The 24,383-nt window shown below is 67.3% G+C and carries 24 protein-coding genes and 1 tRNA gene; 19 read left to right on the top strand and 6 right to left on the bottom strand.

Translation table 11 applies throughout. From position 1 onward, the window contains the following. The first annotated feature begins 8 nt into the window (after positions 1-8). From ACH0CP_RS15040 to ACH0CP_RS15055, 4 genes are all read left to right on the top strand, one after another. A complete protein-coding gene (locus ACH0CP_RS15040; protein ID WP_294443435.1) occupies positions 9-806 on the top strand; it encodes a crotonase/enoyl-CoA hydratase family protein in 798 nt (265 codons plus the stop codon). A gap of 48 nt (positions 807-854) precedes the next feature. Next, positions 855-2,030, top strand: coding sequence for a MiaB/RimO family radical SAM methylthiotransferase (locus ACH0CP_RS15045; RefSeq protein WP_406875602.1), 1,176 nt, complete (start codon positions 855-857; stop codon positions 2,028-2,030). Next, positions 2,027-2,959 carry a signal recognition particle-docking protein FtsY gene (gene ftsY, locus ACH0CP_RS15050; protein ID WP_294444198.1) on the top strand — a complete coding sequence of 311 codons (933 nt, stop codon included), beginning with the start codon at positions 2,027-2,029 and terminating at the stop codon, positions 2,957-2,959. Before ACH0CP_RS15045 ends, ftsY begins: the two co-directional genes overlap by 4 nt. Positions 2,960-3,022: 63 nt before the next feature. After that, on the top strand, positions 3,023-3,637 hold the full coding sequence (locus ACH0CP_RS15055) for a septation protein A (RefSeq protein ID WP_294444199.1): 615 nt from the start codon (positions 3,023-3,025) through the stop codon (positions 3,635-3,637). A gap of 66 nt (positions 3,638-3,703) precedes the next feature. On the opposite strand, the gene ACH0CP_RS15060 is transcribed toward ACH0CP_RS15055, so the two are convergent. Continuing rightward, complete coding sequence (locus tag ACH0CP_RS15060; RefSeq protein ID WP_294444200.1) at positions 3,704-4,342, bottom strand: PadR family transcriptional regulator; 639 nt, start codon at positions 4,340-4,342, stop codon at positions 3,704-3,706. A gap of 93 nt (positions 4,343-4,435) precedes the next feature. Between ACH0CP_RS15060 and ACH0CP_RS15065 the strand changes: the two genes are divergently transcribed. The 4 genes from ACH0CP_RS15065 (at position 4,436) to ACH0CP_RS15080 (ending at position 8,102) form a co-directional block, all read left to right on the top strand. Then, positions 4,436-5,761 carry a replication-associated recombination protein A gene (locus ACH0CP_RS15065; RefSeq protein WP_294444201.1) on the top strand — a complete coding sequence of 442 codons (1,326 nt, stop codon included), beginning with the start codon at positions 4,436-4,438 and terminating at the stop codon, positions 5,759-5,761. Between the two features lie 37 nt (positions 5,762-5,798). Then, the gene (locus ACH0CP_RS15070) at positions 5,799-7,112 is read left to right on the top strand and encodes a serine hydrolase (protein WP_294444202.1); all 1,314 of its coding nucleotides are present in this window, start codon (positions 5,799-5,801) and stop codon (positions 7,110-7,112) included. 18 nt (positions 7,113-7,130) lie between these two features. Next, positions 7,131-8,009, top strand: coding sequence for a hypothetical protein (locus ACH0CP_RS15075; protein WP_294444203.1), 879 nt, complete (start codon positions 7,131-7,133; stop codon positions 8,007-8,009). Positions 8,010-8,026: 17 nt separating this feature from the next. After that, positions 8,027-8,102, top strand: a tRNA-Thr gene (locus ACH0CP_RS15080). 22 nt (positions 8,103-8,124) lie between these two features. Here the strand turns inward: ACH0CP_RS15080 and ACH0CP_RS15085 are convergent. Then, positions 8,125-9,504 carry a serine hydrolase gene (locus tag ACH0CP_RS15085; protein WP_294444204.1) on the bottom strand — a complete coding sequence of 460 codons (1,380 nt, stop codon included), beginning with the start codon at positions 9,502-9,504 and terminating at the stop codon, positions 8,125-8,127. Next, entirely contained in the window at positions 9,485-11,065 is a 1,581-nt protein-coding gene (locus tag ACH0CP_RS15090; RefSeq protein ID WP_406889701.1) for an alginate export family protein, read from the bottom strand. Before ACH0CP_RS15090 ends, ACH0CP_RS15085 begins: the two co-directional genes overlap by 20 nt. 433 nt (positions 11,066-11,498) lie before the next feature. On the opposite strand from ACH0CP_RS15090, the gene ACH0CP_RS15095 reads away from it, so the two are divergent. Next, positions 11,499-12,605, top strand: coding sequence for a serine hydrolase (locus ACH0CP_RS15095; RefSeq protein WP_294444206.1), 1,107 nt, complete (start codon positions 11,499-11,501; stop codon positions 12,603-12,605). A 7-nt stretch (positions 12,606-12,612) separates the two neighbouring features. Here ACH0CP_RS15095 and ACH0CP_RS15100 read toward each other — a convergent pair whose 3' ends face one another. Beyond that, positions 12,613-12,843, bottom strand: a complete 231-nt coding sequence (locus tag ACH0CP_RS15100; protein ID WP_294444207.1) for a hypothetical protein — start codon at positions 12,841-12,843, stop codon at positions 12,613-12,615. 82 nt (positions 12,844-12,925) lie between these two features. Next, positions 12,926-13,072 carry a hypothetical protein gene (locus ACH0CP_RS15105; protein WP_294444208.1) on the bottom strand — a complete coding sequence of 49 codons (147 nt, stop codon included), beginning with the start codon at positions 13,070-13,072 and terminating at the stop codon, positions 12,926-12,928. A 131-nt stretch (positions 13,073-13,203) separates the two neighbouring features. Between ACH0CP_RS15105 and ACH0CP_RS15110 the strand changes: the two genes are divergently transcribed. The 10 genes from ACH0CP_RS15110 to ACH0CP_RS15155 all read left to right on the top strand — a co-directional run bounded on the left by ACH0CP_RS15110 (position 13,204) and on the right by ACH0CP_RS15155 (position 22,862). Continuing rightward, positions 13,204-13,899: an endonuclease/exonuclease/phosphatase family protein gene (locus ACH0CP_RS15110; RefSeq protein ID WP_294444209.1), complete on the top strand. Its 696-nt coding sequence runs from the start codon at positions 13,204-13,206 to the stop codon at positions 13,897-13,899. Continuing rightward, entirely contained in the window at positions 13,896-16,181 is a 2,286-nt protein-coding gene (locus ACH0CP_RS15115; RefSeq protein ID WP_294444210.1) for a patatin-like protein, read from the top strand. The genes ACH0CP_RS15110 and ACH0CP_RS15115 overlap by 4 nt, the downstream gene beginning before the upstream one ends. A gap of 57 nt (positions 16,182-16,238) precedes the next feature. After that, complete coding sequence (locus ACH0CP_RS15120; protein WP_294444211.1) at positions 16,239-16,625, top strand: hypothetical protein; 387 nt, start codon at positions 16,239-16,241, stop codon at positions 16,623-16,625. Between the two features lie 5 nt (positions 16,626-16,630). Next, positions 16,631-17,305 carry an orotidine-5'-phosphate decarboxylase gene (gene pyrF / locus ACH0CP_RS15125; RefSeq protein ID WP_294444212.1) on the top strand — a complete coding sequence of 225 codons (675 nt, stop codon included), beginning with the start codon at positions 16,631-16,633 and terminating at the stop codon, positions 17,303-17,305. A gap of 97 nt (positions 17,306-17,402) precedes the next feature. Further along, the gene (locus tag ACH0CP_RS15130) at positions 17,403-18,041 is read left to right on the top strand and encodes a phosphoribosylanthranilate isomerase (RefSeq protein ID WP_406875603.1); all 639 of its coding nucleotides are present in this window, start codon (positions 17,403-17,405) and stop codon (positions 18,039-18,041) included. Continuing rightward, entirely contained in the window at positions 18,038-19,267 is a 1,230-nt protein-coding gene (gene trpB / locus ACH0CP_RS15135; protein WP_294444214.1) for a tryptophan synthase subunit beta, read from the top strand. The genes ACH0CP_RS15130 and trpB overlap by 4 nt, the downstream gene beginning before the upstream one ends. After that, entirely contained in the window at positions 19,264-20,055 is a 792-nt protein-coding gene (trpA, locus tag ACH0CP_RS15140) for a tryptophan synthase subunit alpha (RefSeq protein ID WP_294444215.1), read from the top strand. The genes trpB and trpA overlap by 4 nt, the downstream gene beginning before the upstream one ends. Then, positions 20,052-20,912, top strand: a complete 861-nt coding sequence (gene accD, locus ACH0CP_RS15145; protein WP_294444216.1) for an acetyl-CoA carboxylase, carboxyltransferase subunit beta — start codon at positions 20,052-20,054, stop codon at positions 20,910-20,912. The genes trpA and accD overlap by 4 nt, the downstream gene beginning before the upstream one ends. Before the next feature lie 112 nt (positions 20,913-21,024). Further along, positions 21,025-22,362 (top strand): folylpolyglutamate synthase/dihydrofolate synthase family protein, encoded by a 1,338-nt coding sequence (locus tag ACH0CP_RS15150; RefSeq protein WP_294444217.1) that lies wholly within the window; start codon positions 21,025-21,027, stop codon positions 22,360-22,362. 68 nt (positions 22,363-22,430) lie between these two features. Beyond that, on the top strand, positions 22,431-22,862 hold the full coding sequence (locus ACH0CP_RS15155; protein ID WP_294444218.1) for a DUF6628 family protein: 432 nt from the start codon (positions 22,431-22,433) through the stop codon (positions 22,860-22,862). Positions 22,863-22,876: 14 nt separating this feature from the next. Here the strand turns inward: ACH0CP_RS15155 and ACH0CP_RS15160 are convergent, their stop codons facing one another. Beyond that, positions 22,877-24,226 (bottom strand): AmpG family muropeptide MFS transporter, encoded by a 1,350-nt coding sequence (locus tag ACH0CP_RS15160; protein WP_294444219.1) that lies wholly within the window; start codon positions 24,224-24,226, stop codon positions 22,877-22,879. Positions 24,227-24,383: the final 157 nt, after the last annotated feature.

Here is a 24,383-nt window from a genome sequence, read left to right on the forward strand (position 1 = left end):
AGAGTTTCATGACCGTCATCACCACCGAGATCCGCGGCCCGATCGCCATCCTCCGCCTCAATCGTCCCGACGCAATGAACGCGCTCGGCGCGGAGGGCGATGGCGAGGCGGTGCGCGCCGCCTGCGATGCGCTGAACGCCGATCTCTCCATCCGCTGCGTGATCCTCACCGGCGAGGGCCGCGCATTCTCGGCTGGCGGCGACGTGAAGAAAATGGCGGATCCGGATGGCCCCTTCTCCGGCGGCGGCCTGCCGGTGCGCAGCCAATATCAGCGCAACATCCACCGCATTGCCCGCGCGCTCTTCTCGCTCGACATGCCGGTGATCGCCGCGGTCAACGGTGCCGCGATCGGCCTCGGCTGTGACGTTGCGTGCATGGCGGACATTCGCATCGCCTCGGACAAGGCGAAGTTCGGCGTCACCTTCCTCAAGCTCGGCCTCGTCCCGGGCGACGGCGGCTCGTGGCTCCTCCCGCGCACCATCGGCATGAGCCGCGCGGCCGAACTGTTCTTCACCGGCGACCTGATCGACGCGTCTACCGCCGCCGACTGGGGCCTCGTCAGCCGCGTCGTGCCGCACGATGCGCTGATGGACGAGGCGCTGGCCATGGCCGCCAAGATCGCCGCGCTCCCGCCGCACTCGCTTCGCCTTACCAAGTCGCTGCTGCGCCAGGGGCAAACGAGCAGCTACGATCAGGCGCTCGACTCGGCCTCCACCGCCCAGGCGGTCAGCCACGCGACGCAGGATCATCGCGAGGGGGTCATGGCCCTCCTGGAAAAGCGCGAGGCAGTATTCCAGGGCAAGTGATGCGCCGCGGCGTGGACTAACGCCGCGTCCGTCCCTAGATCGCGCGCCATGCTCGCGTCCCGAAAGCCCGACGTCGTTACCTTGGGCTGCCGATTGAACCTCGCCGAAAGCGAAATGATCAGGGCGCTCGCCGGTGATCGGGACATGGTGGTGGTGAACGGCTGCGGCGTCACCAACGAAGCGATGCGGCAGACCCGCGCGGCCGTCCGCCGGGCGCGCCGCGATCGGCCGGCGGCGGAGATCGTCGTCACCGGCTGCGCATCGGAGATGGACCGTGCCGCCTTCGCCGCCATGCGGGAAGTGGACCGCATCGTCCCCAACGCCGCGAAGCTGCTACCCGCCACCTGGGGCGGCTTCCCCAACCAGCGCCCGCGTCGCCGCCACGCCCGCGCCTTCCTCGGCGTGCAGAACGGCTGCGATCACGGCTGCACCTTCTGCGCCATCCCGCAGGGTCGCGGTCCCAGCCGCTCGAGCCCGCTAGGCCAGGTCGTCGCCGAAGTGGCGGCGCTTGTCGACGAGGGCGCCAACGAGGTGGTGCTGAGCGGCGTCGATCTCACCAGCTATGCCGGCGGCCTCGGCGCGCTGGTCGAGGCGGTACTCAAGGGCGTGCCGCGGCTGCCACGCCTGCGCCTCTCATCGCTCGACACGATCGAGATCGACGATCAGTTGTTCGATCTCGTGACAAGCGAGGCGCGCGTCATGCCTTCGCTTCACCTCTCGCTCCAGGCAGGCGACGATCTCATCCTGAAGCGGATGAAGCGCCGTCACCTGCGTCGGGAGGCCGTTGCCCTGGTCGAGCGGCTGAAGGCGAAGCGCGATATCGCCATCGGCGCCGATCTCATCGCCGGCTTCCCCACTGAGGATGACGCCGCATTCGAGAACACGCTCGCACTGCTCGATGATTGCGACATCGTCGGCGCGCACATCTTCCCCTTCTCCCCGCGCGCAGGCACGCCCGCCGCGCGCATGCCGCAAGTGCCCGTGCCGGTCGTGAAAGTCCGCGCCGCCCGCCTACGCGAAGCCGCCGCCGACCGCCGCGCCCGCTGGCTTCAGACTCACGTCGGGTCGACCGGCACGATCGTGGTCGAAAAGCCCGGCGATCGCGGCCATCTGCCAAGCTTCGCCGAGGTACGCCTCGCCGCCCCGCTTCCCACGATCGGCGCCTTGGCCGACGTGCGGATCACCGCTGCTGCCGACGATCATCTAATTGGAATTCCAGCATGACTGACCAGCGTTCCTGGCACGACAAGCTTCTTGGCGGCTTCCGGCGCACGTCCGATCGCCTCGTCGGCAATCTCGCGGGCCTCGGCACCGCCCGCCTCGACGAGGAAACGCTCGACGAGATCGAGGAAGCACTGATTGCCTCCGATCTGGGTCCGGAAACCGCCAGCCGCATCCGCGCCCGCCTCGCCGAGGGCAGCTTCGAGCGCAACATGGAGGAGCTGGGCATCCGCCTCGTCGTCGCGGAGGAGGTCGAGAAGGTCCTCGCCAAGGTTGCCAAGCCGCTGGAGATCGAGGCCTTTCCGCGCCCGCAGGTCATTCTCGTCATCGGCGTCAACGGATCGGGCAAGACGACGACGATCGCGAAGCTCGCGCACTTGCTGATGGAGCAGGACTATGGCGTCATGCTGGCCGCTGGCGACACCTTCCGTGCCGCGGCTATCGGCCAGCTCGCCACCTGGGCGGAGCGCGTCGGCGTGCCGATCGTCACCGGGCCCGAAGGCGGCGATGCTGCCGGCGTCGTATGGGATGCGGTGAAGAAGGCAACCGAGACCGGCATCGACGTGCTGATCGTCGACACCGCCGGCCGCCTCCAGAACAAGCGCGAGCTAATGGACGAACTCGCCAAGATCCGCCGCGTCCTCGGCCGCATCAATCCCGCCTCCCCGCATGACGTGGTGCTGGTGCTGGATGCGACCACCGGCCAGAATGCGCTGTCGCAGATCGAGGTGTTCAAGGAAGTCGCTGGCGTCACCGGCCTCGTCATGACCAAGCTTGACGGCACCGCGCGCGGCGGTGTGCTGGTCGCGGCGGCGGAGCGTTACGGCCTGCCGATCCACGCCATCGGCGTCGGCGAGGGGATTACCGATCTGCGCCCGTTCGACGCGCATGAGGTGAGCCGGATCATCGCCGGCGTTGACGACCGGCGCTAGGTTCAGCGCAGCGAAACCTCGATCAAGCTACGTCTGTTCGGCAGGCGCACGTAAACGGAGCAATTGGTGAGCGGCACGACGAAACCTTCCCCCGGGATACGATTGGCGGTCGATTACGGCCCGCTGCTGGTGTTCTTTGCGGTGAACTTCCTCGCGCCGGGCCCGGCGATCGCGCGCATCGTCGCAGCGACGGCAGCCTTCATGGTCGCGATGGTCATGGCGCTTGGCCTGTCGTGGTGGAAGACGCGCCACATTCCCCCGATGCTGCTGATCTCGGGCGCGCTGGTGATCGTGTTCGGCGGGCTGACTCTCTGGTTCCACGACGAGCGCTTCATCAAGATGAAGCCGACCTTCGTGTACGCCATCTTCGCCGCGACGCTCGGCTTCGGCCTCGCCACCGGTCGCCCGCTGCTGCAGGCGTTGCTCGAAAGCGCCTATCCCGGCCTCAGCAAGCAGGGCTGGCACAAGCTCACGCGCAACTGGGCCTTGTTCTTCGTCTTCATGGCGCTGCTGAACGAGGCGGTCTGGCGCACCACCAGCACGGATTTCTGGGTCGGGTTCAAGCTCTGGGGCGCGATCCCGCTGACCATGATCTTCGCCATCGCCAACGTTCCGATGCTGATGCGCCACGGGCTCCAGGCCGGCGAGGTCGCGGAAACCGTGCCGCCAAGCGAATGATGAAAGGCCCGCGGGGATCATATCCCCGCGAGCTCACACGGCGCCGCAATGCTGATGCAGAAGTACTTACAAACGCTCGATCTTCTGGGCCACTTCGTCGATCAGCGCCGCCACGTCGTGCACCGTCGCTTCTGACGCGTCGCCCCGCATCAGCCGTCCCTGAAGCGCCGTCTTGAGATTGGCCATTGCACGGCGCACCGGTGCGCCATCGGTGCGCTTGTGCTGCTCGCCCAGTGCGGAAAGTCGTGCGAACAGCTTCTCCACCGTCGCCGCCTGCTCGTCGAGCTGCGCACTCCCTTCCAAAGTGATCGTGAACTTGCGCCGGCCGTCGCCCGCATCCTCGCTGGCAACGAGACCGATCTCGTTCAGCATGGTCAGCGATGGGTAGATCGTACCCGGTGAGGGCGCATAGCCGCCGCCCGTCAGTTCCTCGATCGACTTGATCAATTCGTAGCCGTGGCGCGGTTCGTCACTGATCAGCTTCAGCAGCACCAGCCGCAGCTCCGCGCCGTCGAACATCCGCCCGCGCCGCATCCCGCGTCCATGCCGGGCCGCCATCTTGCCCGCCATCGCGGCGAGCATCTTGTCGCGTCCGCCCTCCTTGCGCGCGTGCGCAGCGCCGTCGCTACGCGTCGGCCGACCGCCTCCACGATGCATCCCGCCGCCATGGCTGTGGCCGCGGCGATGCCTGGTTCCGGTTTCCATAACAATTCTCCTCAAGATGGCACCAAGATATATCTTGAGCGGTCTTCGTCAAGGGCGCTGTGCAAAAACCGGAGCGCCACCTATCTAGCGCGCATGGCCGATCTCTTTGCCGGGTTCGAACCCCCGGCCGCTGCGGACGTACCCGCTGCTGATGCCCCACTTGCCGATCGCCTCCGCCCCCGCCGGCTGGAGGACGTGGTCGGGCAGAAACATCTCACCGGCCCCGAAGGCGCGATCGGGCGCATGGTCGCGGCAGGTCGCCTGTCGTCGATGATCCTCTGGGGACCGCCCGGCACCGGGAAAACGACGATCGCACGCCTGCTGGCGGACGCGGTCGGCCTGCGCTTCGTTTCGATCTCGGCCGTCTTTTCGGGCGTCGCCGATCTCAAGAAGGCGTTTGCCGAAGCGCGCGATGCAGCCAGGATGGGGCGTCGCACGCTCCTGTTCGTGGACGAGATCCACCGTTTCAACCGCGCGCAGCAGGACGGCTTCCTACCCTATGTCGAGAACGGCACCGTCACCCTCGTCGGCGCAACCACCGAGAATCCATCGTTCGAGATCAACGCCGCATTGCTCAGCCGTGCCCAGGTGCTGATCCTCCAGCGGCTCGACACGCGTGCGCTGGGCGAACTCATCACGCGCGCGGAGGCGATGGTCGGACGCCCGCTGCCGCTTGATGAGGCGGCGCGTGACGCGCTTCTCGCCAGCGCCGACGGCGATGGCCGCTTCCTTCTCAACCAGGTTGAGACGCTCTTCTCGGTCGATCTTGAGAAGCCGCTCGATCCGGCCGGATTATCGGCGTTTCTTCAACGCCGGGTCGCCGTCTACGACAAGGATCGTGAGGGGCATTACAACCTCATCAGCGCCCTTCACAAGTCGATGCGCGGGTCCGATCCGCAGGCCGCGCTCTACTATCTCGCGCGCATGCTCACCGCTGGTGAAGAGCCGCTGTACGTCCTTCGCCGCATCACGCGCTTTGCCAGCGAGGACATCGGGCTCGCCGATCCGAAGGCGCTGGTACAATGCCTCGCCGCCAAGGACGCCTATGACTTCCTTGGCTCGCCGGAAGGCGAACTCGCGATCGTCCAGGCGTGTCTCTATTGCGCCACCGCGCCCAAATCGAATGCCGCGTACAAGGCGATGGGTGCCGCCTGGCGCAGCGCACGGGAAACGGGTTCGCTGATGCCCCCTTCAACAATCCTCAATGCACCGACGAAGCTGATGAAAGACATCGGCTATGGCAAAGGCTATGCCTATGACCATGACAGTGCAGATGGATTCTCAGGGGCCAATTACTGGCCGGACGAACTCGGCCCGCAACATTTCTACTCTCCCAGCGGACGTGGCTTCGAGCAGCGGATCGCGGAGCGGCTGGCGCATTGGGAGGCGCTCCGCGCTGAGCGGGGTCCTCGCCGCTAGCCTCGCAGCGACGGCGGCGGTCCCGGCGAACGCGCAGGTGATCGCGCAGCAGACGAGCAGCGAATACCACCATGCAATCGCCGCCGGCTACAAGGCGCTGATGCTGTGCGAGGGTGTGATCGCCGCCGGCCGCACGGAGGCGCAGGTCTCCGCCGTCGAACTGCGCGGCATCTACCCCGAATATGACGCGATCGTGCCGAAGCTTCGCGCCTCGATCGATCGTAAGGCACGCACGGTCAGTGTCCCGTTCGCGGCCGATCTCCCGCCACGCCGCGCCGAGTGGGGCCCACGCACCGGCTGTGTCCTCGCGCCGATCGGCGGCACCGCGCGCGTCGCGCCTGCCTTAACCACAGCGCCCGCCCTCCCCGCGCCGGCCGACCCGCGGCCTTGGCCGATGGGTGATGCCGGCGTCGCACCGCGCCCTTCTCCCGCCCTCGCCGCCACGATCGGGCGCGCCTTCGATCGCGCCAGCTACGGCAAGGGCGAGACGCTCGGCGTCATCGTCATGCGAGACGGCAAGATCATCGGAGAACGCTACGCCGACGGTTTCGGCCCCTTCGTTCCCAACCGCACCTGGTCCGTGGCGAAGAGCGTCGCCGGCACGCTCGTCGGCATGGCAGCGCGCGATCTGGCGATCGATCCGAGGAAATCCGCCGGTATCCCCGAATGGAAGACGCCGGGCGATCCACGTCAGGCGATCACGCTCGATCAATTGCTGCGCATGTCCTCGGGCCTGCACAGCGACCATTACGGCAATCGCACGGACGCGCTCTATTTCGGCGGCACCACCGTCACCGAACAGGTGCCCGGCTGGCCGCTCGAAGTGAAGCCCGGCACGCGCTTTCGTTATGCCAACAACGACATCCTGCTCGCGGTCCGTGCCGTCCGTGCGCGAATGAACAACGATCGCCGCTACGCCGATTGGCCCTCACAGTTGTTCCGTCCGCTCGGCATGCAGCACACCACCGCCGGCACCGACTGGCAGGGCAATCTCCTCCTCTCCAGCCAGATCTGGACGACCGCGCGCGATCTCGCCCGCCTCGGCCAGTTCTGGCTGCAGGACGGCGTGTGGCAAGGAAAGCGCCTGCTTCCCGCCGGTTGGATGCGCAACATGACGACGCCGTCGGGCCCCCAACCCGCCGACGGCCCAGGCTACGGCGCGACTATGTGGCTGTTCGGGCCGAAGCAGGGCCTTCCCGCCGGCAGCTATTCCGCGCAGGGCAATCGCGGCCAATATGTCATGGTGGTGCCCAGCGAGCGGCTGGTGATCGTCCGCCGCGGCGAGGATCCGGGCAGCGCGCGCTTTGACATCGCCCGCTTCACCGCGGATGTCATCCGGGACGGCAGGTAAAGAGCTGGCCGTAATCCTTTGATCTTCCCGAATACTCCGCCCCGCCTCCCGACGCATTTCCGCCGCTTCGCCGCGATCGACTGGTCGGGAGCGAAGGGGAAGCGCCACAAGGGGATCGCCGTCGCCCTCTGTGAGGCTGGCACCGCCGCGCCCAGGCTCGTCCCCCCGCCGGACCGGGTCTGGTCGCGCCGCGACGTGCTCGAGTGGCTGCTGGCCGAGGCGGCATCCCCGCTGCTGGTGGGGATCGACTGCAGCTTCTCCGCCCCCTTCCTCGCCCGCGGTGCGCACCTGCCGGGCGAAACCCAGACCGCTACCGCGCGTGACCTGTGGCGCTACGTCGATGACAACAGCCCCGACGACGATCTCGGCGCCGCTTCCTTTCTCGAGGCACGCCGCGGCCGCCACTTCTACCTCGGCGCCGCCGACGGTCCGAAGCGAGATTTCCTCCACTGGCGCGCCTGCGAAATGGCCGGCGATCGCTCGACCAAGCCGACAACCGTCTATGACGCGATCGGCGCGGCGCAGGTCGCCAAGGCAAGCTTCGCCGGCATGCGCCTCCTGCATCACCTCGACGGCCGCCTGCCGGTCTGGCCGTTCGACGGCATTCCGTGCGAGGGCGCGCTGCTGGTCGAGATCTACACCTCGATCGCCGCCCGCGCCGCCGGCATGCCGCGCGGCCGCAGCAAGATGCGCACGGGTGAAGCGCTGGACATTGCGCTGCAGAACATCGGCAGCGCGCCGCATGCCGCGCTCGCCCGCTATGACGATCACGCCACCGACGCGATCCTCGCCGCGGCGTGGCTGCGCGCCAGCGTCGGCCGCCCCGATCTCTGGCATCCGCCAGGCCTTACCAACACCGTTCGCGAAACCGAAGGCTGGACGTTCGGCGTCGCTTGACGCATGAGCACCGCCACGCCGGTTTAGCTCAGCTGGTAGAGCAGCGGTTTTGTAAACCGAAGGTCGCGGGTTCGATCCCTGCAACCGGCACCACCCCCTCAACGCCAGCGATCCGTCACCGCCGCGATTTCAGATATCCGGCGACGGCGCGATACGCGGGCAGCGACGTCGGGTCGTTCAAGCCGTTTGACGCCGTCGGCATCGACGCGAACCTCACCAGCACCATGTCCGCATCCCAGTCGACATACACGGTCTGCCCGTGGACGCCGCGTGCCGCGATGATCGTGCGATTGCTGGGATAGATCCACCACAGCCCGGCGTAGGTCCCACCGGCAAGCGCCGGATAGGCGTTGCCGAACTTCTTCGGGTCGCCGCCCGTGCGGATCGCCTCCACCGCCGCGGCGGGGAACAGCCGCTCACCGTTGATGACGCCCTTGTTCAGCATCAGGAGGCCAATGCGGCCCATGTCCCGCATGCCGGCGCTCAGCCCGCCACCGGCGAACGGCGTCCCGATGGCGTCGACCGTCATATAGGCGTCCTGCTCGGCGCCCATGCGCCGCCACAGCCGCTCCGACGCCAGCGTCGCCACCGACTTGCCGCTGACGCGCGAGACGATCCAGCCGACCATATCGGCATTGGGCGTCTTGTAATGGAAGCCCTCGCCGTTCTTCCCCTCCGGCTTGATCTGCTCCAGGAACTCGAAATAGCCGTTCGGCCCCTCGTAGCCGGCCGGCTTTGGCAAGGGGCTGGTGGCGGCGGCATATTTCCACACGCCCGCATTGGGATCGGTATAGTCCTCGGAATAGTCGAGCCCGGTGGTCATGTTCATCACCTCGCGCACCGTCGCGGTGCCGAACGCGCTCTTCGCGACCTCCGGCACATAGCGCGTCACCAGTGCGTTCGGATCGAGCTTCCCTTCGGCGATCAGGATCTCCGCCAACAGCCCCGTCATGGACTTGGTCATCGACATGGCAGCGTGCTTGGCGTCCGGCTCCAGGCAGCCGGAATACCATTCATAGATCACCTTCCCCTTGTGGAAGATCAACATGCCGTCGGTGTAATTGACGCCGAGCGATTGCTCCCACGTCAGTGGCTTGTTCGAATTCAGCGGCGTGAACGTCAGCGCGTTGATCGCCTTCGCCGTTTGCGCAAGCTCCGCCGGCGGCAGATAGGTCAGCGGAATGGCGTTCTTCAGGCCGCGGTTGATCTCCACCGTCGGGAGCAGCTGGCGGATGTGGCAGACCGACCAGCGCAGCTTCGGGAAGCTGAAATAGTCGGATTCCGGCTGCATGATCAGCTTGTCCTTGGGCGGGGGGAAGCCCTGCATCCAGCCCATCACGCGCGGGTCTGATTCCGCCGCCGACAAAGGCGCCTTCTGCGTGCTCCCGGCGGAAGAACTCGCCTGTTCCTGTGCCGACACGGCCACTGCCGCAACGGCGATGGCGGCGGCGCAGGCAAGCCCCAGGCGCGAGGCGCTAGTAATTGACCACGACATTGATGAATGCTCCAGACCAGATGGGCGGTGTTCCCGGGACCGCTGCCTTGATCCCGGCGCCCGGAAACGACGCGCTCACCCCCGCGGTCAGGAACACGTCCGGCCCGAAGATGTGGTTATACTCCAGGAACAAATCGTCCGAGAGATGCCGCTTGGTCACGCCCGAGATCAGGTTGAACCCGCTCGGCGTGGAGACGAGCCGCGTCGTCTGGCCGAACTGGATCGGGCTGCCGAGCTTGTCCGCGTCGATCCGGGCAAAGCGCAGCGTCAGCGCGTCCTGCTTCGACGGCTGAACGGCGAACGCGAGTTCGAGCGCGCGCAGGTTCGAGTTGATGAACACCATCGAGGATTTCGATCCGGTCGCCCAGGCACCCGGCGATCCCTCGTAGTACAGCGGATCGAACCGCTCGAGCTTCGGCGTCGTCGGATCGTCGCCGGAGAACACCTTGACGGTGCCCGTGAGCGTCGGCGTCCACGACGTCTCTGCAAACCGATAGCCGACCTGCGCGCGGCCCGCCCAGGCGGACATGTTGATCCGGTTGTTCCACTCGTAAGCAAAGTCGCCGGTCGCAAACCAGTTTCGCAGCAAGCCCTCGCTGCCGATGGCGCGGAAATAGAGGTTGATCGCGTTCGTCTTGTCGCGCCCGTCGGGGATGATCGTCGGCGCGCCCAGGCCGTCCGGCGCGGCGCGGATGTACGGAGATTGCGATCGCAGCACGTTGACGTAGGTGAAGCCGAGATAGTCGCCGCCGGCGGAATCGTAGCGGATGTCGGCACCGGCCAGCTGGTTGTGGCCATTGTTCGATTTCAGTTCGCGCGGCTCGATGAAATAGCCGGTGATCGTCCGCCGCCCGTTGATGATGCGGATGATCCCCGCCTGCTTCCAAGCCTTGCGCGGCCCGAACTTGAGCGCTCCGCGCTCGAACCCGCTCGTCCCGCCGTTCGCGATCAGCATGCCGCTGCCCAGCTGCAACTCGCGCGGGCCGAACGAGCCGTCGAACGCGACGGGGTGATCCGCCGTGCGATAGCCGAGATAGCCCTCCTCCAGCGTGATCGCACCTTCGTCCTTGGCGTCGAAGGCGTCCCGACCCCAGGTCCGTGAGGCGACGCCGGAAACCTTGCCGTACAGGGTACCGCCGTTCGCAAAGGTCTTGTCGAAGCCAAGGCCCGGCTTCACGTAGGATTCCAGCCAGTTCTGGTTGGAGTTGAACCGCGCATCCGGCGCGTAGACCGAGGCGAAGTTCCAGAACAGATTTGATTCGCTGACGAGGTTCAGCCCGCCCTGGAAGTACCAGCGGACGGCAAGACCATCCTTGTCGTAGATCGTCGTCTTGGCCGTGTTGACTGGCGAATTGTCCTTCAATTCCTCTGATTCGAGCGCCGAGGGGCCACCTTCGGGCAGGCTCGTCCTTCCGGTTCGCCGGACCGATCCATCGGTCACCTGAAGCCCGCTGTCGCGGCCCGCGGGAATATCGCAGTCTTCTCCGCCGGTGCATTCCTGCTCTTGGGCGATCAAGACGGCCTGAACGTCGGCAGATGGAGGCGGCAAGTCGATCATCATGCACGACTCGCCAGCGCTGCGATGCTGGACGCAGCCGCACCTCCGGCCGGGCGCCTGCGCCGCATCAAAAGCCCGGCTAACTTCACCAGAAGCAGGGGAGTGTTGGTAGAAGCGACAGATGGCCGCATCAGTATAACGACGGGCCGCAGAGCGATCCGGTAAGCACCTGCCGAGACACGACGGACGAGACTTGTTGCTCCAGTTCCCGCAAACCCATCGCGACGCCAGCAGCTCATCATTCGGCCTCCCGTCGTGAACTTGGTATGCCGACGGGTAGAGTGGGACTATGGGTAGACCTACCTACGTGTGCCCGGACCGGCTGGCCCGCACGGAGAGCGGCGGTGCGATCTCAGCAACACTTGATGACTACGTTTGTAGTCGATACAGCAGCCTTCCTTCAGTCACCACGAGTGCCAGTGTGCTACGATCCGCCTTGTCCCGCCTTGCCGCCGCCAGTGTCGCTGCCGCCAGCCTCACCGCCGCTGCGCCGGCGGATGCCCCCCAAAGCTATGACATCACCGCGATTGACCGCGAGGTGAAGGCTCAGTGCGCCAGCGGCACCTTCTCGGGCGTGGTGCTGATCCAAGCCGGTTCGCGGCGGCTCTACGAGCATGCATGCGGAATGGCGGATCCCGTCAACCGCATCGTCAACACTCGCGGCACGCGCTTCAAGATCTTCTCCACCAGCAAGTTCCTCACCGCCTTGGTTGTCATGCGGCTCTCCGAACTCGGCACGCTCGAACTAGACGCGCCGGTCAGCCGTTACGTTCGGGACGTGCCGCGCACGTGGCGGCCGGTCACCCTGCGCATGCTGCTGAACCACACGTCGGGGATTCAGGACCTGTCCGACCTCGCCTTCGGGAGTTTCCGCAGCACGCCGGAAGCCGCAATGCGCGATACCCTTGCGCGCGTGCCAAAAGATCGTGCCCGCCTGCTAACGCCGGCCGGCATCGCCTTCGCCTACAACAATTTCGGCTTCGAGCTTCTCGCGGACGCGGCTGCCCACGCCGCCGGTCGCCCCTTTGCGGAGCTTCTCGACACCCTCGTCTTCAAGCCCGCCGGCATGGCGACCGCCTCGGTCGAGCCGCCCAATGTCCTGCTCGGTCACCCGCTCGCGGTGACGGAGCCGGGCGTCGCGATCGGCTTCAACGGCACGCCGGGGAAGCTGGAACAGGCCACCAATTACGCCTTCATGCAGCTTGGCGCCGGCGCCGTGCGCGCGACCGTCGATGACTTCGTCGCGCTGGACCGTGCGCTCAGCGAAGGCCGGGTGATCTCCCGCGAAAGCTACGCCGCGATGAAGCTCGATCTCGTGACCGAACCGAGCGGCCCCGCGCCGCGCCAGTTCGGCCTGGGCATGATCGTCACCACGGTGAACGGCGTCACCATGGAAGGGCACACCGGCGGCACCAACGGCTATATCTCGGATTTCGAGCGGCTGCCGGGCGGCGTGATGATGATCGCCTTGTCGAACCGCGGCTTCACGAAGACACGCTGGCTGCGCGAAGGCGTGGCTGAAATGGTGCGGCAGGCACGCTGAGGCGTGCCTATGCCGATGCCAGCGCCTTGGCGCGCTCCCGCTCAACGTCCTTGGTCACCAGCTTGCAGATATAGTTCCAGCGTCGCCGCTCGAACGTGCCGAAGCGGCTCAGCTTGATGCGGCGCTGCACATAGCCAATTGGATCGTCGGCATGTTCGGCGATGACGCGGCGCGCCCTGATCTTCGCATCCGTCTTCCATCGCTCGGAAGCGCCTGAGAAGAAGTCGAGACGAGCCATCGACGAAAATCCCCCACCACGAGTTGATCAGCTTACAGCAATTTTGGCAGCAGAGAAGATCCGAACCGGTCCTTTCCCGCAATCAGCGCTCGGGAAGCCCGGCGGTGCGGATCAGCTCGCGCCAGGCGGCCTCCTGGCGGCGGCGCCGCTCGGGATCGCGGCGCCGAGCGGTGGTCAGCATTGCCGCAACGCCGATCAGCGGCACGATGATCGTCAACTCGAATATCATGGCCGCCTCCTTGCCTCGTGATGCCGCGCTAGGTGCTTGCGCCATCGCAGCGGCTCGGCCAATCGACGTGCGACCTGGCGTCGACCAAGCGGCCGCAACCACATCGCGCGGAGGAGCGTTCCACAATCCCCATGATCCGCGTCGCCAGTTACAACATGCACAAGGGTGTTGGCACGGATCGCCGCCGCAGCCCCGAACGGATCCTCGAGGTTCTGCGCGAGGTGGATGCCGACGTGATCGCGCTGCAGGAGGCCGATCTGCGCTTCGGCGATCGCACCGCCGTAATCACCCCGCATCTGCTCGAGGAACATACCGACTGGAAACCGGTCGATTTCGGCGTCCGCGTCGCCTCGATGGGCTGGCACGGCAATGCGCTGCTGATCCGCAAGGACGCGCAGCTGGTCGATTGCGAAATCATCCACTTGCCCTCGCTTGAGCCGCGCGGCGCCGTGATGGCCGATATCGGCTTTGCGGAAGGGGTGCTTCGCGTGATCGGGATGCACCTCGATCTTTCCGGCCTGTGGCGTCGCCGTCAGGCCGCGGCCATCATGTCCCATGTCGAAAGCAGCACGCACCGGCGGCCGACCGTCCTGATGGGCGATCTCAACGAATGGACCCGCGCCGGCGGGTGCCTCAGGGATTTCTCGCGTGACTATGCCGTCGCCGAAACCGGCCCCAGCTTCCACGCGCGTCGCCCGATCGGCCGGCTCGACCGGATCATGGTATCGAACGACGTGTCGGTGGTGGAGGCCGGCGTCCACACCAGCGCCGCGGCGCGAAAGGCCAGCGATCATCTCCCGATCTGGGCAAACCTGTCGCTGGCATGACGCGTAAGTCGGAATTGCGGCTGGCACTGGTGTGCTACGGCGGGATCAGCCTTGCGGTGTACATGCACGGCATCACCAAGGAGATCTGGCACGTCGCCCGTGCCAGCCGCGCCAGCCATGATGGGCAGACGCTGGGCGGCAGCGCCGGCGCCTATGCCGCCTTGCTGTCGGAGATCGCCGAGACGGCCGAGGTGCGGCTGCGCATCCTGCCTGACATCATCGCCGGCGCCAGCGCGGGCGGGATCAACGGCATCTTCCTCGCCCAGGCGCTCAGCGCCGGCCAGTCGCTCGATCCACTCACCGATCTCTGGCTCGAACATGCCGATGTCGATGCGCTGATCGCGCCCGATGCCGCGCCCGCCTCGCGCTTCTCGAAGGCTTGGGCGCTGCCGCTCGCCTGGATGGCTGCGGGCCGTAGCGCCGAGAAGCTCGATGGCCTTGACGATCACACGCGCGAGGAAGTCCGCACGAAGCTGTCGCACTTTGTCCGCTCGCGCTGGTTCGAGCCGCCGTTCGACGGCCCCGGCTTCACCGGCATGCTGCTCGACGCCTTCGAGGCGATGGCCGCCGCCCCGCGCGGGCCGCGGCTGCTGCCCCCGGGCCAGCCGCTCGATCTCTTCGTTACCGTCACCGATTTCACCGGTCATCCCGAGCGGCTGACGCTCCACTCGCCGCCCGAGGTGGTCGAGACCGAGCACCGCCTCGTCATCTCGTTCAGCGATCGCGGCGCCCCGTGCGAGACGCTCGCGCCCCCGCCCGAGCTCACGTTCGCGGCCCGCGCCACGTCCAGCTTCCCCGGCGCCTTCCCCGCCTTCACGCCGGCAGAGCTCGATGGCGTGCTGGATAAGCGCGAGGCGAGCTGGCCCGGCCGCGAGGAGTTCCTGCACCGCACGCTGCCGCGCCACGCCGCCGCCAATGCGGCGGACAAGGCCGCGCTGATCGACGGATCGGTGCTCGCCAACGCCCCCTTCCGCCCCGCCATCGACGCGCTGGAGGAACGCCCCGCCCGGCGTGAGATCGACCGCCGCTTCGTCTATATCGATCCGTCACCCGGCATGAAGTTCCGCCTCTCGTCGGGCAGCGAGACCGCGCCCGGCTTCTTCCAGACGATCATCGGCGCGATCAGCGAACTGCCGCGCAAGCAGCCGATCCGCGACAATCTGGAGGCGATCGCCGCCCGCTCCCGCCGCATCGAGCGGATGCGCACCATCACCGCCGCGCTCCGCCCCCAGGTGGAGGCCGAGGTCGAGGCGCTGTTCGGCCGCACCTTCTTCCTCGATCGCCCGACGCCCGCGCGGCTCTCGTCGTGGCGCCGCCGCGCCCAGATCGCCGCCACTGACCGCGCGGGCTTCAGCTATGCCGGCTACGCCCATCTCAAGATCGCCGGCGTGGTGGAGATGATCACCAACTTGCTGCACACCGTGGGCGGCAAGGCCGGCGCGGCGCGCGGGGACCAGATTCGCGCGCGGATCGAGGCCGCGCTGTTCGCGCGGGGATATGACGAGGCTGCACCGTCCGACGCGTCGAGCGCCGCGTCGATCGATTTCCTGCGTACCTTCGACATCGGCTTCCGCATCCGTCGCCTGCGCCTCCTCGCCCGCCGCCTGACCGAGCTTGAGGCGGAGCATGAGGAAGAACAGCTGCAGCCGATCCGCGACGCGATCTACGATTCGCTTGCCGCCTATCTCGAGCGGCGCCTCGCCAGCAGCCACCGCGATCTGCGCGCCGATGTGCGCCGCCGCAACGGCGATACCGATGCGCTGCTTGATCGCCTCGCCGCCTCGATGAACCTGACGCAGCTTGATGCGGAGACGGACCAGCGCCTCGCCGACACGCTGGGCGCATTGCCGCGGCAGCCACGCCGCGCGCTGCTGCTCCATTACCTCGGCTTTCCTTATTTCGATCTCGCCACCCTGCCGTTGCTGCAGGGCGAGGGGATCGACGAATTCGATCCGATCAAGGTGGATCGCATCTCGCCGGACGACGCCACCGCAATCCGCGCCGGCGGCGCGGAGGCGACGCTGAAAGGCATTCAGTTCAGCAACTTCGGCGCCTTCTTTAGCAGGGCGTATCGCGAGAACGACTATCTCTGGGGGCGCCTCCACGGGGCGGACCGGATGATCGACATCATCGTCTCGGCGCTCCCGGCGGAGGCGCGGATGCGGCCCGGTCAGGTCGCTGCGGCCAAGCGCGCGGCCTTCCTCGCCATCCTCGACGAGGAGGAACCGCGGCTTGGCACCGCCTCGGCGCTGATCACCCAGTTGCGCAGCGAGATCGGCTGAAGGCTGGTCAAAGCGGCCCGCGCGTAATAGCGTCCGCCGCATGCCGGAGCCCCAACGATGCAGTTCCTGAAAATCCTGTTCTGGGCGCTGATCGCCTTCGTTGCCGCCATGTTCACCTTCGCCAACTGGAATTGGGTGCCGGTCCATGTGTTCGGCAATCTGATCGCCGAGGTGAACCTGCCGCTCTTGCTGCTGGCAACGTTCCTCCTGGGCTTCGTTCCGACCTTCCTGTTCCAGCGCACCATCCGCTGGCGCCTTAGCCAGCGCCTCGCCGCGGCGGAGCGGACGATCGCCGATCTTCGCGCCGTGCCGCTCGCGCCCGTCGTGCATGAGGCGACACCGGTCGCGCCGGAGCCAGCGCCAATGGCAATTGCAACGCCCGCCCCGGCCGCCCCCGCACCAACCCCAACCCCGCTTCCCCCCGTTCCTCCCGCAACGGCCTGACGTCCATGACCAACCGCATCTATGTCGCGCTCGACACACCGGACCTCGAACGCGCGAAGGCAATTGCCGCGCGCGTCCGTCATCACGTCGGCGGCATCAAGCTCGGGCTGGAATTCTTCCTTGCGAACGGGCGCAGCGGCGTGCGCGAGATGGCGGACCTGGGCCTGCCGATCTTCCTCGATCTGAAGCTCCACGACATCCCCAACACCGTCGGCAAGGCGATCCAGGCGCTGCGCCCGCTCGAACCGGCGATCCTCACCGTCCACGCCGCTGGCGGCCAGGCGATGCTGGAAGACGCGAAGGCCGCCGCGCCGTCGGGGACGAAGGTAGTGGCCGTCACCATGCTCACCAGCCTCGATCAGCGCGATCTCGCCGCCACCGGCATTCGCGGTGACGCGCACGAACAGGTGCTTCGCCTCACCGAACTCGCCCGGGCGTCCGGCGTCGACGGCATCGTCTGCTCGGGCGAGGAAGTGAAGGCCGCCCACGATCTGTGGCCCAGCGGCTTCTTCGTCGTACCCGGCGTGCGCCCGGCGGACGGCGTGATCGGGGACCAGAAGCGCGTGGTGACGCCGCGCGCCGCGCTTGACGCCGGCGCCTCGATCCTGGTCGTCGGTCGACCGATTACCCAGGCCGAGGATCCGGACGCCGCCGCCCGCACGATCAGCGCGACGCTCTGACAGGCGCGCCCCGCCTACCGGGATCCCTGACGCTGATCATTGATTGAGCTTGGTGCGCGCGCCGTCTGGCCGCGCTTCCACGACAGGACCGTTCTTCATGCCAGCAACCGCAAAGATCTGCGGCCTTTCGACGATCGAGACGCTCGACGCGGCCGTCGCCGGCGGCGCCAGCCACGTCGGGTTCGTCTTCTTCCCGCCTTCGCCGCGCCATCTCGGTTTCGACCGGGCAGCCGCACTTGCCGGCCGCACCCCGGGCCATGTCGGGCGCGTCGGCGTGTTCGTCGATCCCGATGATGCGCTGGTCGAGCAGGCCGCGCGCGCCGCTCGCCTCACCGCGATCCAGCTTCACAAGACAGCGCCGGCACGCGTCGCCGCGTTGCGCCAGGCCACCGGCATTGAAACCTGGGCAGCAGTGGCGGTGAAGGCGCAGGCTGACGTCGCGGAGGCGCGCCACTTCACCGGCGCCGCCGATCGCATCCTGTTCGACGCCAAGACGCCGGATGCGGCCACGCTCCCCGGCGGGATGGGTATCCGCTTCGACTGGTCGCTGCTCGACGGCGTCAGCCACGCCCTGCCCTGGGCGCTCTCCGGCGGGCTCAATCCGGCCAATGTCGCCGAGGCGATCCGGCGTACCGGGGTGCGGCTGGTCGACGCTTCCTCCGGTCTCGAGACCGCGACCGGCGTCAAGGACGTGGACAAGATCACCGCCTTCCTGCAATCGGTCGCCGCATCATGAACGCCCCCAATTCCTTCCGGGCCCAGCCCGATGATCGTGGCCACTTCGGCGATTATGGCGGCCGCTATGTCGCCGAGACGCTGATGCCGTTGATCCTCGATCTTGAGCGCGAATATCGCGCCGCGAAGAACGATCCCGCGTTCCAGGCGCAGTTCGACGATCTGCTGGAGCATTATGTCGGCCGCCCCTCGCCGCTCTATTATGCCGAGCGGCTGACGGAGGCACTCCGTGCGAGCGCGCCGGACGGCATGGGCGCAGAGGTCTGGTTCAAGCGCGACGAGCTCAACCACACCGGCGCGCACAAGATCAACAATTGCATCGGCCAGATCCTGCTCGCCATCCGCATGGGTAAGACGCGGATCATCGCGGAAACCGGCGCTGGTCAGCATGGCGTCGCCACCGCCACGGTCTGCGCGCGCTTCGGCCTCCCCTGCGTCATCTACATGGGCGCCAAGGACGTCGAGCGGCAGCAGCCTAACGTGTTCCGCATGAAGCTGCTCGGGGCCGAGGTCCGCGCCGTCACCTCCGGCGCGAACACGCTGAAGGATGCGATGAACGAGGCGCTGCGTGACTGGGTCGCGAACGTCCACGACACCTTCTACATCATCGGTACCGCCGCCGGCCCGCACCCGTATCCGGAGCTTGTCCGCGATTTCCAGAGCGTGATCGGCCGGGAGGCCCGCGCCCAGATGCTCGCGCGCACCGGCCGCTTGCCCGATCTGCTCGTCGCTGCGATCGGCGGCGGCTCGAACGCGATCGGCCTGTTCCACCCGTTCCTCGACGATACCGACGTGAAGATGCTCGGTGTCGAGGCAGCGGGCGAAGGGCTGGAGAAGCGCCACGCCGCAAGCCTTGCCGGCGGCTTCCCCGGCGTGCTTCACGGCAACAGGACCTATCTGCTGCAGGATGACGACGGCCAGATCGCCGAGGCGCATTCCATATCTGCCGGTCTGGATTATCCCGGCATCGGCCCGGAACATGCCTGGCTGAAGGATATCGGCCGCGTCGAGTATACCAGCGTCACCGATGACGAGGCGCTGGACGCCTTCCAGCTGCTCTGCCGCACCGAGGGCATCATTCCCGCGCTCGAACCTTCGCATGCGATCGCAGCGGTGGGCCGTAAGGCACGGGAAATGAAGCGTGACGACGTGATCCTCGCCAATCTGTGCGGCCGCGGAGACAAGGATATCTTCACCGTCGCGCACGCGCTGGGGGTGGCGATATGAGCCGCCTGTCACAGGCGTTCGGTGCGGATCGTGCCGCGCTCGTCACCTTCATCACCGCGGGTGACGGTGACACCGCCGCGGTGCTCGACGCGCTCGTCGCCGGCGGCGCCGACGTGATCGAACTCGGCATGCCCTTCACCGATCCGATGGCGGATGGCCCGGCGATCCAGGCGGCCAATCTGCGCAGCCTCGGCGCCGGCACGACAACCGCCGATATCCTGCGGATCGCAAAGGATTTCCGCGGCCGCCACCCGCAGGTGCCGCTGGTGCTGATGGGCTATGCGAACCCGATGCTCCGCCGCGGCCCGGATTGGTTCGCCGCTGCCGCGAAGGATGCCGGCATCGACGGCGTGATCTGCGTCGATGTCCCGCCCGAGGAAGACGACGCGCTCGGGCCGGCGCTGCGCGCCGCCGGGATCGATCCCATTCGCCTCGCCACTCCCACCACCGATGCGGCGCGCCTCCCGCGCGTGCTCGATGGCGCCTCCGGCTTCGTCTATTACGTGTCCGTCGCCGGCATCACCGGGCTGCAGCAGGCAGCACAGACCTCGATCGAGACGGCGGTCACCCGGCTGAAGCAGTCCACCGATCTTCCGATCGCGGTCGGCTTCGGCGTGCGCACGCCCGAGCAGGCGCAGGCGATCGCCCGCGTCGCCGATGGCGTCGTCGTCGGCTCGGCAATCGTCGAACTCGTCGAGCGTCACGGCGGGGATGCGCCGGCTGCCGTGCGCGACTATGTTGCGACCCTCAGCGGCGCGATCCACGCCGCGCGAAAGGTAGATGCATGACTTGGCTCTCGAGCGTCCGTAACGCGCTCTCCTTCGTCGTCCCGGCGAAGAAGGAAACTCCTGACAACCTCTGGCACAAGTGCAAGGGGTGCGGCTCCATGGTGTTCACCAAGGAGTGGGAGGAAAACCTCTCCGTCTGCCCGACGTGCGATCATCACGGCCGCATCGGCCCTGCGGCTCGCTTCGCGCAGCTGTTCGATCCCGGCAGCGCCGACGTGCTGCCTGCGCCGAAGGCACCGGAGGATCCGCTCAAGTTCCGCGATTCGAAGCGCTACGCCGATCGCCTGAAGGCCGCCCGCGCCGAGACCGGTGAGCAGGACGCGTTCATCAACGCGCGGGGCCGCATCCACGGCCACAAGGTCGTCATGGGCGTGCAGGATTTCGCCTTCATGGGCGGCTCGATGGGCCAGGCCGTGGGCGAAGCCTTCATCCAGGGCGTGGAAGCCGCGATCGCGGACAAGTCTCCGTACGTCGTCTTCACCGCCAGCGGGGGGGCGCGCATGCAGGAAGGCATCCTCAGCCTGATGCAGATGCCGCGCAGCACCGTCGCGATCCAGATGCTGCACGATGCCGGACTGCCGTACATCGTCGTTCTCACCGATCCCACCTCGGGCGGCGTGATGGCGGCTTATGCGATGCTCGGCGACGTCCAAATCGCGGAGCCGCGCGCGACGCTCGCCTTCACTGGCCGCCGCGTGATCGAGAACACGATCCGCGAAAAGCTGCCGGACGATTTCCAGACCAGCGAATATTATCTGGAACACGGCCTCATCGACATGGTCGTCCACCGCGCGGATCTGCGCGAGCAGCTCGCGACGGTGATTGGCTATCTCTGCCCGGAACGCAAAGTGGCCTAAGCACGCCGCTCCACGTCACGGCTAAGGGGTAGGGCTTGCCCCCGGGACCAACGCACTGGGCTAAGGGACAAGCCCTCCCCTAGCCCCTTCCCGCCGGCGGGAGGGGGGACCGATGCCCGATCACGCGATTTCAACCGATCCCGCCGTGCAGGCCCAGCTTGATCGGCTCTGGTCGCTGTCCCCCGGCGCCGACGTGCTCGGCCTGTCGCGCATCAGTGCGCTGCTCGCCCGGCTCGGCGACCCGCACCACCATCTGCCGCCCGTGTTCCACGTCGCCGGCACCAACGGCAAGGGCTCCACCTGCGCCTTCCTGCGCGCAATGCTGGAAGCGGATGGAAAGGCGGTGCACGTCTATTCCAGCCCCCACCTCGTCCGCTTCAACGAACGGATCCGGCTCGCCGGCCGGCTGATCGATGACGAAGCGCTCGCCCCGCTGCTTCAGGAAGTGCTCGACGTGGGCGGAGACATTGGCGCCAGCTTCTTCGAGGTAACCACCGCCGCCGCCTTCCTCGCCTTCTCGCGCACGCCCGCTGATGCCTGCGTCATCGAGGTTGGGCTCGGCGGACGCCTCGACGCCACCAACGTGCTGACGCCGATTGTCGCTGGCGTCGCTGGGCTAGGGATCGACCACGAAGGCTTCCTGCTCGCGCCGGAGCCCGGCGTGCCCGAGGTCCCGCTCGCTCGCATCGCCTTCGAAAAGGCCGGCATCGCCAAGCCCGGCGTCCCGCTCGTCACCCAATCCTATCCTGACGTCGCCCGGCACGCGATCGAGGCCGTCGCCGACGACCGCGCCGCGCTGCTCTGCGCGCGCGGCGACACATGGGATGTGGAGGCGCGTTCCGACGGGCTGCATTACCAGGACGCGTTCGGCCCGCTCCATTTGCACCCACCTGCGCTCATTGGTGCGCATCAGATCGCCAATGCCGGTCTTGCGGTGGCCATGATCCGCCATCAGCGTACGGTTTCGGTTCGCCATGCCGCGCTCTCCGCCGGCCTCCAGCACGCGCATTGGCCCGCCCGGATGCAGAAGCTCGCCGACAGCCCGCTCACCCGGCGGCTCGGCACGATACCGCCCGGCGGCGTCTGGCTGGACGGCGCCCACAATGATTCGGCCGCCGCGGCGATCGCCGCGGATTGGCCGCGCGACGCTTCCACTTCGATCGTGCTCGGCATGCTCGCCAACAAGGACGCAGCGGGCGTCGTCCGGCACCTCGTCGGCATGGCCAGCACTGTCCACCTCGTTGCCGTGCCCGTCCCCGGCCACGCCTGCCACGATCCCGAAGCGCTCGCTGATCTCGCCCGCGCCAACGGCGCCACGGCCGGAACCGCGGATGACATCGGATCGGCCTTCGATCTTCTTGCTGCGCACACCCCGGACCGTATCCTCGTCGCAGGATCGCTATACCTCGCCGGCAAGGTGCTGGAGGCAAACGACGAGCTGCCTGCCTAGCGTGTTAGTTGCGATTGACTTGCAATAGCGGATTGGGGACAGTGCCGGGACGAGAGGAGTCGTTCCCCATGTCCCTATCCGCCACCACCACCTTTTCCGCGCTGCCCCACGCGCTGCCGATTTGCCCGAACGCGCGGCTGGCGCTCTTCGCGATGCGCCGCATCGGCGCGCATGGCCTTGCTGACGCGCGCGCCGCGCACGCCGTCTTCACCGCGTTCGGAGAAGGCTTCCGCCGCCCGCTCGTGCTGCTCCGCGCCTTCATGGCGGACATGGCGTCAGCTGCCGCTCGCCCGATCTCGATCGCGCATTGCTGCTGCAGCCGCGCGACCCCCGCCGAAGCCGCGCTCCTGACGGTGCTCGCCCGTGTCGAATGCTATTCGGAAACGTCGCGGCTGTTGCTGGCCGACCTGCTCGGCATCCGCAACGTGGATGGCGTGCTCGCCAGCGCCGCCGCAGTCGCCGCCGCCTTCGCCGACGAGGGCCGCCCGATCACCGCCTGAGCATCGCTTGGGCGCTAGGGCGTCAGCTTCTGCGGCGTGGCGGGCACTTCCACCTCTTCCGGCTCCACCTGCCGTGCCCGCTCCACCACGAACCCCTTGCGCCACAGGAACCACAGCAGCACCAGCCCCGGCAGGGCGACGATCATCGTCACGATCCAGAAGCCCACCCAGCCGAACGTATCGGCGACATAGCCCGACGGCGTCGAAAGCCACGTTCGCCCCACCACCGCAAAGGAGCTAAGCAGCGCGAACTGCGTCGCGGTATAGGCAAGGTTCGCCAGCCCCGAGAGGTACGTCGCGAACACCGTCAGCCCGATCCCGCTCGTCACCTGCTCCGTCGCCACGGCGATGAACAGCCAGGTATTGGAATGCCCCTTCGCCGCCAGGATCGCGAAGGTCGCGTTCGACAGCATCATCAGCATGCCCGACACGAACAGCGCGCGCCCCATCCCCAGCCACGCCAGGAACGGCGCACCAAGCGCGGTGCCGATCAGCAGCCCCCACAGCCCCACCACCTTGTTGATCGCGATGAACTCAGTGTCGGAGAAGCCGAGTTCGACGATCATCGGGTTCAGCATCCCCTGCCCCATCGCGTCGCCCAGCTTGTAGACGAGCACGAACAGCAGGATCAGCACGGCGCCGCGCCGCTGGAAGAATTCGCGGAACGGGCTCACGACCGTGTCGGTGAACCATCCCTTGCCGCCGCGCGCCCGCACCTGTTCGTGCAGCCCCGGTCCGGCCCATATCGCCGCGATGATCGCCGGGATGAGGCACAGTGAGGTCAGGCCGTAGCCAAGCGCCCAGCCAAGCCCCAGGCCCTCGCTTGACGCCACCGCGATCGTGCCGACGCCGGCGATGAAGTTGCCGGTGCGATAGCCGAACTGGTTCATCGCCGTGCCGTGCGCCAGTTCCTCGTCGGGGAGGATCTCGATCCGATAGGCGTCGATCACGATGTCCTGCGTCGCCGACAGGAACGCGGTCATGATCGCCCAGAAGGCGAAGACGCCGATGTGGTTCTCGGGCTCGCTCGCGCCCAGCATCCAGACGGAAACGAACAATAGCGCCTGGACCAGGAACAGCCACGCGCGGCGCTGCCCGAACATGTTCGCGAGCACCGGCAGGCGAATCCGGTCGATCAGCGGCGCCCACAGGAATTTCAGGGTGTAGGGGGTAGTGAGCCCGATCGCGAAGCCGATCGTCTTCTTGTCGATGCCGACGCGCGCCAGCCAGAACGTCATCGTGCCCAGCAACAGCGTCAGCGGGAAGCCGCTCGAAATGCCCAGCAGGAATGCAGCGATCGGCCGCGGCCTCAGATACGGGCCGACGGCTGCGCCAAAGCCACGCTGCGCCACCGCTTCCGCCATGCTACGCCAACTCCCCACCCGCCGTGCCGCCAAGACTAGCGGGAAAAATCATCGAGGTAAGCCCCTTGCCCGCACGAAGGCGGCAGCATCCGCCGCGACGAAGCAGTTCCACGTTCGATCGAGACTGGAAGAAGAAGGGGCGCCATCCTTAAGGGAT

Source organism: Sphingomonas sp. 179-I 2A4 NHS (genome assembly GCF_045369135.1).
Taxonomy (GTDB): Bacteria; Pseudomonadota; Alphaproteobacteria; order Sphingomonadales; family Sphingomonadaceae; genus Sphingomonas.

Excerpts from the sequence above, each read along its gene's own strand:
- ACH0CP_RS15040 (WP_294443435.1), top strand. The coding sequence starts at position 9 with ATGACCGTCATCACCACCGAGATCCGCGGCCCGATCGCCATCCTCCGC.
- ACH0CP_RS15045 (WP_406875602.1), top strand. The coding sequence starts at position 855 with ATGCTCGCGTCCCGAAAGCCCGACGTCGTTACCTTGGGCTGCCGATTG.
- ftsY (WP_294444198.1), top strand. The coding sequence starts at position 2,027 with ATGACTGACCAGCGTTCCTGGCACGACAAGCTTCTTGGCGGCTTCCGG.
- ACH0CP_RS15060 (WP_294444200.1), bottom strand. The coding sequence starts at position 4,342 with ATGGAAACCGGAACCAGGCATCGCCGCGGCCACAGCCATGGCGGCGGG.
- ACH0CP_RS15065 (WP_294444201.1), top strand. The coding sequence starts at position 4,436 with ATGGCCGATCTCTTTGCCGGGTTCGAACCCCCGGCCGCTGCGGACGTA.
- ACH0CP_RS15085 (WP_294444204.1), bottom strand. The coding sequence starts at position 9,504 with ATGTCGTGGTCAATTACTAGCGCCTCGCGCCTGGGGCTTGCCTGCGCC.
- ACH0CP_RS15090 (WP_406889701.1), bottom strand. The coding sequence starts at position 11,065 with ATGATGATCGACTTGCCGCCTCCATCTGCCGACGTTCAGGCCGTCTTG.
- ACH0CP_RS15100 (WP_294444207.1), bottom strand. The coding sequence starts at position 12,843 with ATGGCTCGTCTCGACTTCTTCTCAGGCGCTTCCGAGCGATGGAAGACG.
- ACH0CP_RS15105 (WP_294444208.1), bottom strand. The coding sequence starts at position 13,072 with ATGATATTCGAGTTGACGATCATCGTGCCGCTGATCGGCGTTGCGGCA.
- ACH0CP_RS15110 (WP_294444209.1), top strand. The coding sequence starts at position 13,204 with ATGATCCGCGTCGCCAGTTACAACATGCACAAGGGTGTTGGCACGGAT.
- ACH0CP_RS15115 (WP_294444210.1), top strand. The coding sequence starts at position 13,896 with ATGACGCGTAAGTCGGAATTGCGGCTGGCACTGGTGTGCTACGGCGGG.
- ACH0CP_RS15120 (WP_294444211.1), top strand. The coding sequence starts at position 16,239 with ATGCAGTTCCTGAAAATCCTGTTCTGGGCGCTGATCGCCTTCGTTGCC.
- pyrF (WP_294444212.1), top strand. The coding sequence starts at position 16,631 with ATGACCAACCGCATCTATGTCGCGCTCGACACACCGGACCTCGAACGC.
- ACH0CP_RS15130 (WP_406875603.1), top strand. The coding sequence starts at position 17,403 with ATGCCAGCAACCGCAAAGATCTGCGGCCTTTCGACGATCGAGACGCTC.
- trpB (WP_294444214.1), top strand. The coding sequence starts at position 18,038 with ATGAACGCCCCCAATTCCTTCCGGGCCCAGCCCGATGATCGTGGCCAC.
- trpA (WP_294444215.1), top strand. The coding sequence starts at position 19,264 with ATGAGCCGCCTGTCACAGGCGTTCGGTGCGGATCGTGCCGCGCTCGTC.
- accD (WP_294444216.1), top strand. The coding sequence starts at position 20,052 with ATGACTTGGCTCTCGAGCGTCCGTAACGCGCTCTCCTTCGTCGTCCCG.
- ACH0CP_RS15150 (WP_294444217.1), top strand. The coding sequence starts at position 21,025 with ATGCCCGATCACGCGATTTCAACCGATCCCGCCGTGCAGGCCCAGCTT.
- ACH0CP_RS15155 (WP_294444218.1), top strand. The coding sequence starts at position 22,431 with ATGTCCCTATCCGCCACCACCACCTTTTCCGCGCTGCCCCACGCGCTG.
- ACH0CP_RS15160 (WP_294444219.1), bottom strand. The coding sequence starts at position 24,226 with ATGGCGGAAGCGGTGGCGCAGCGTGGCTTTGGCGCAGCCGTCGGCCCG.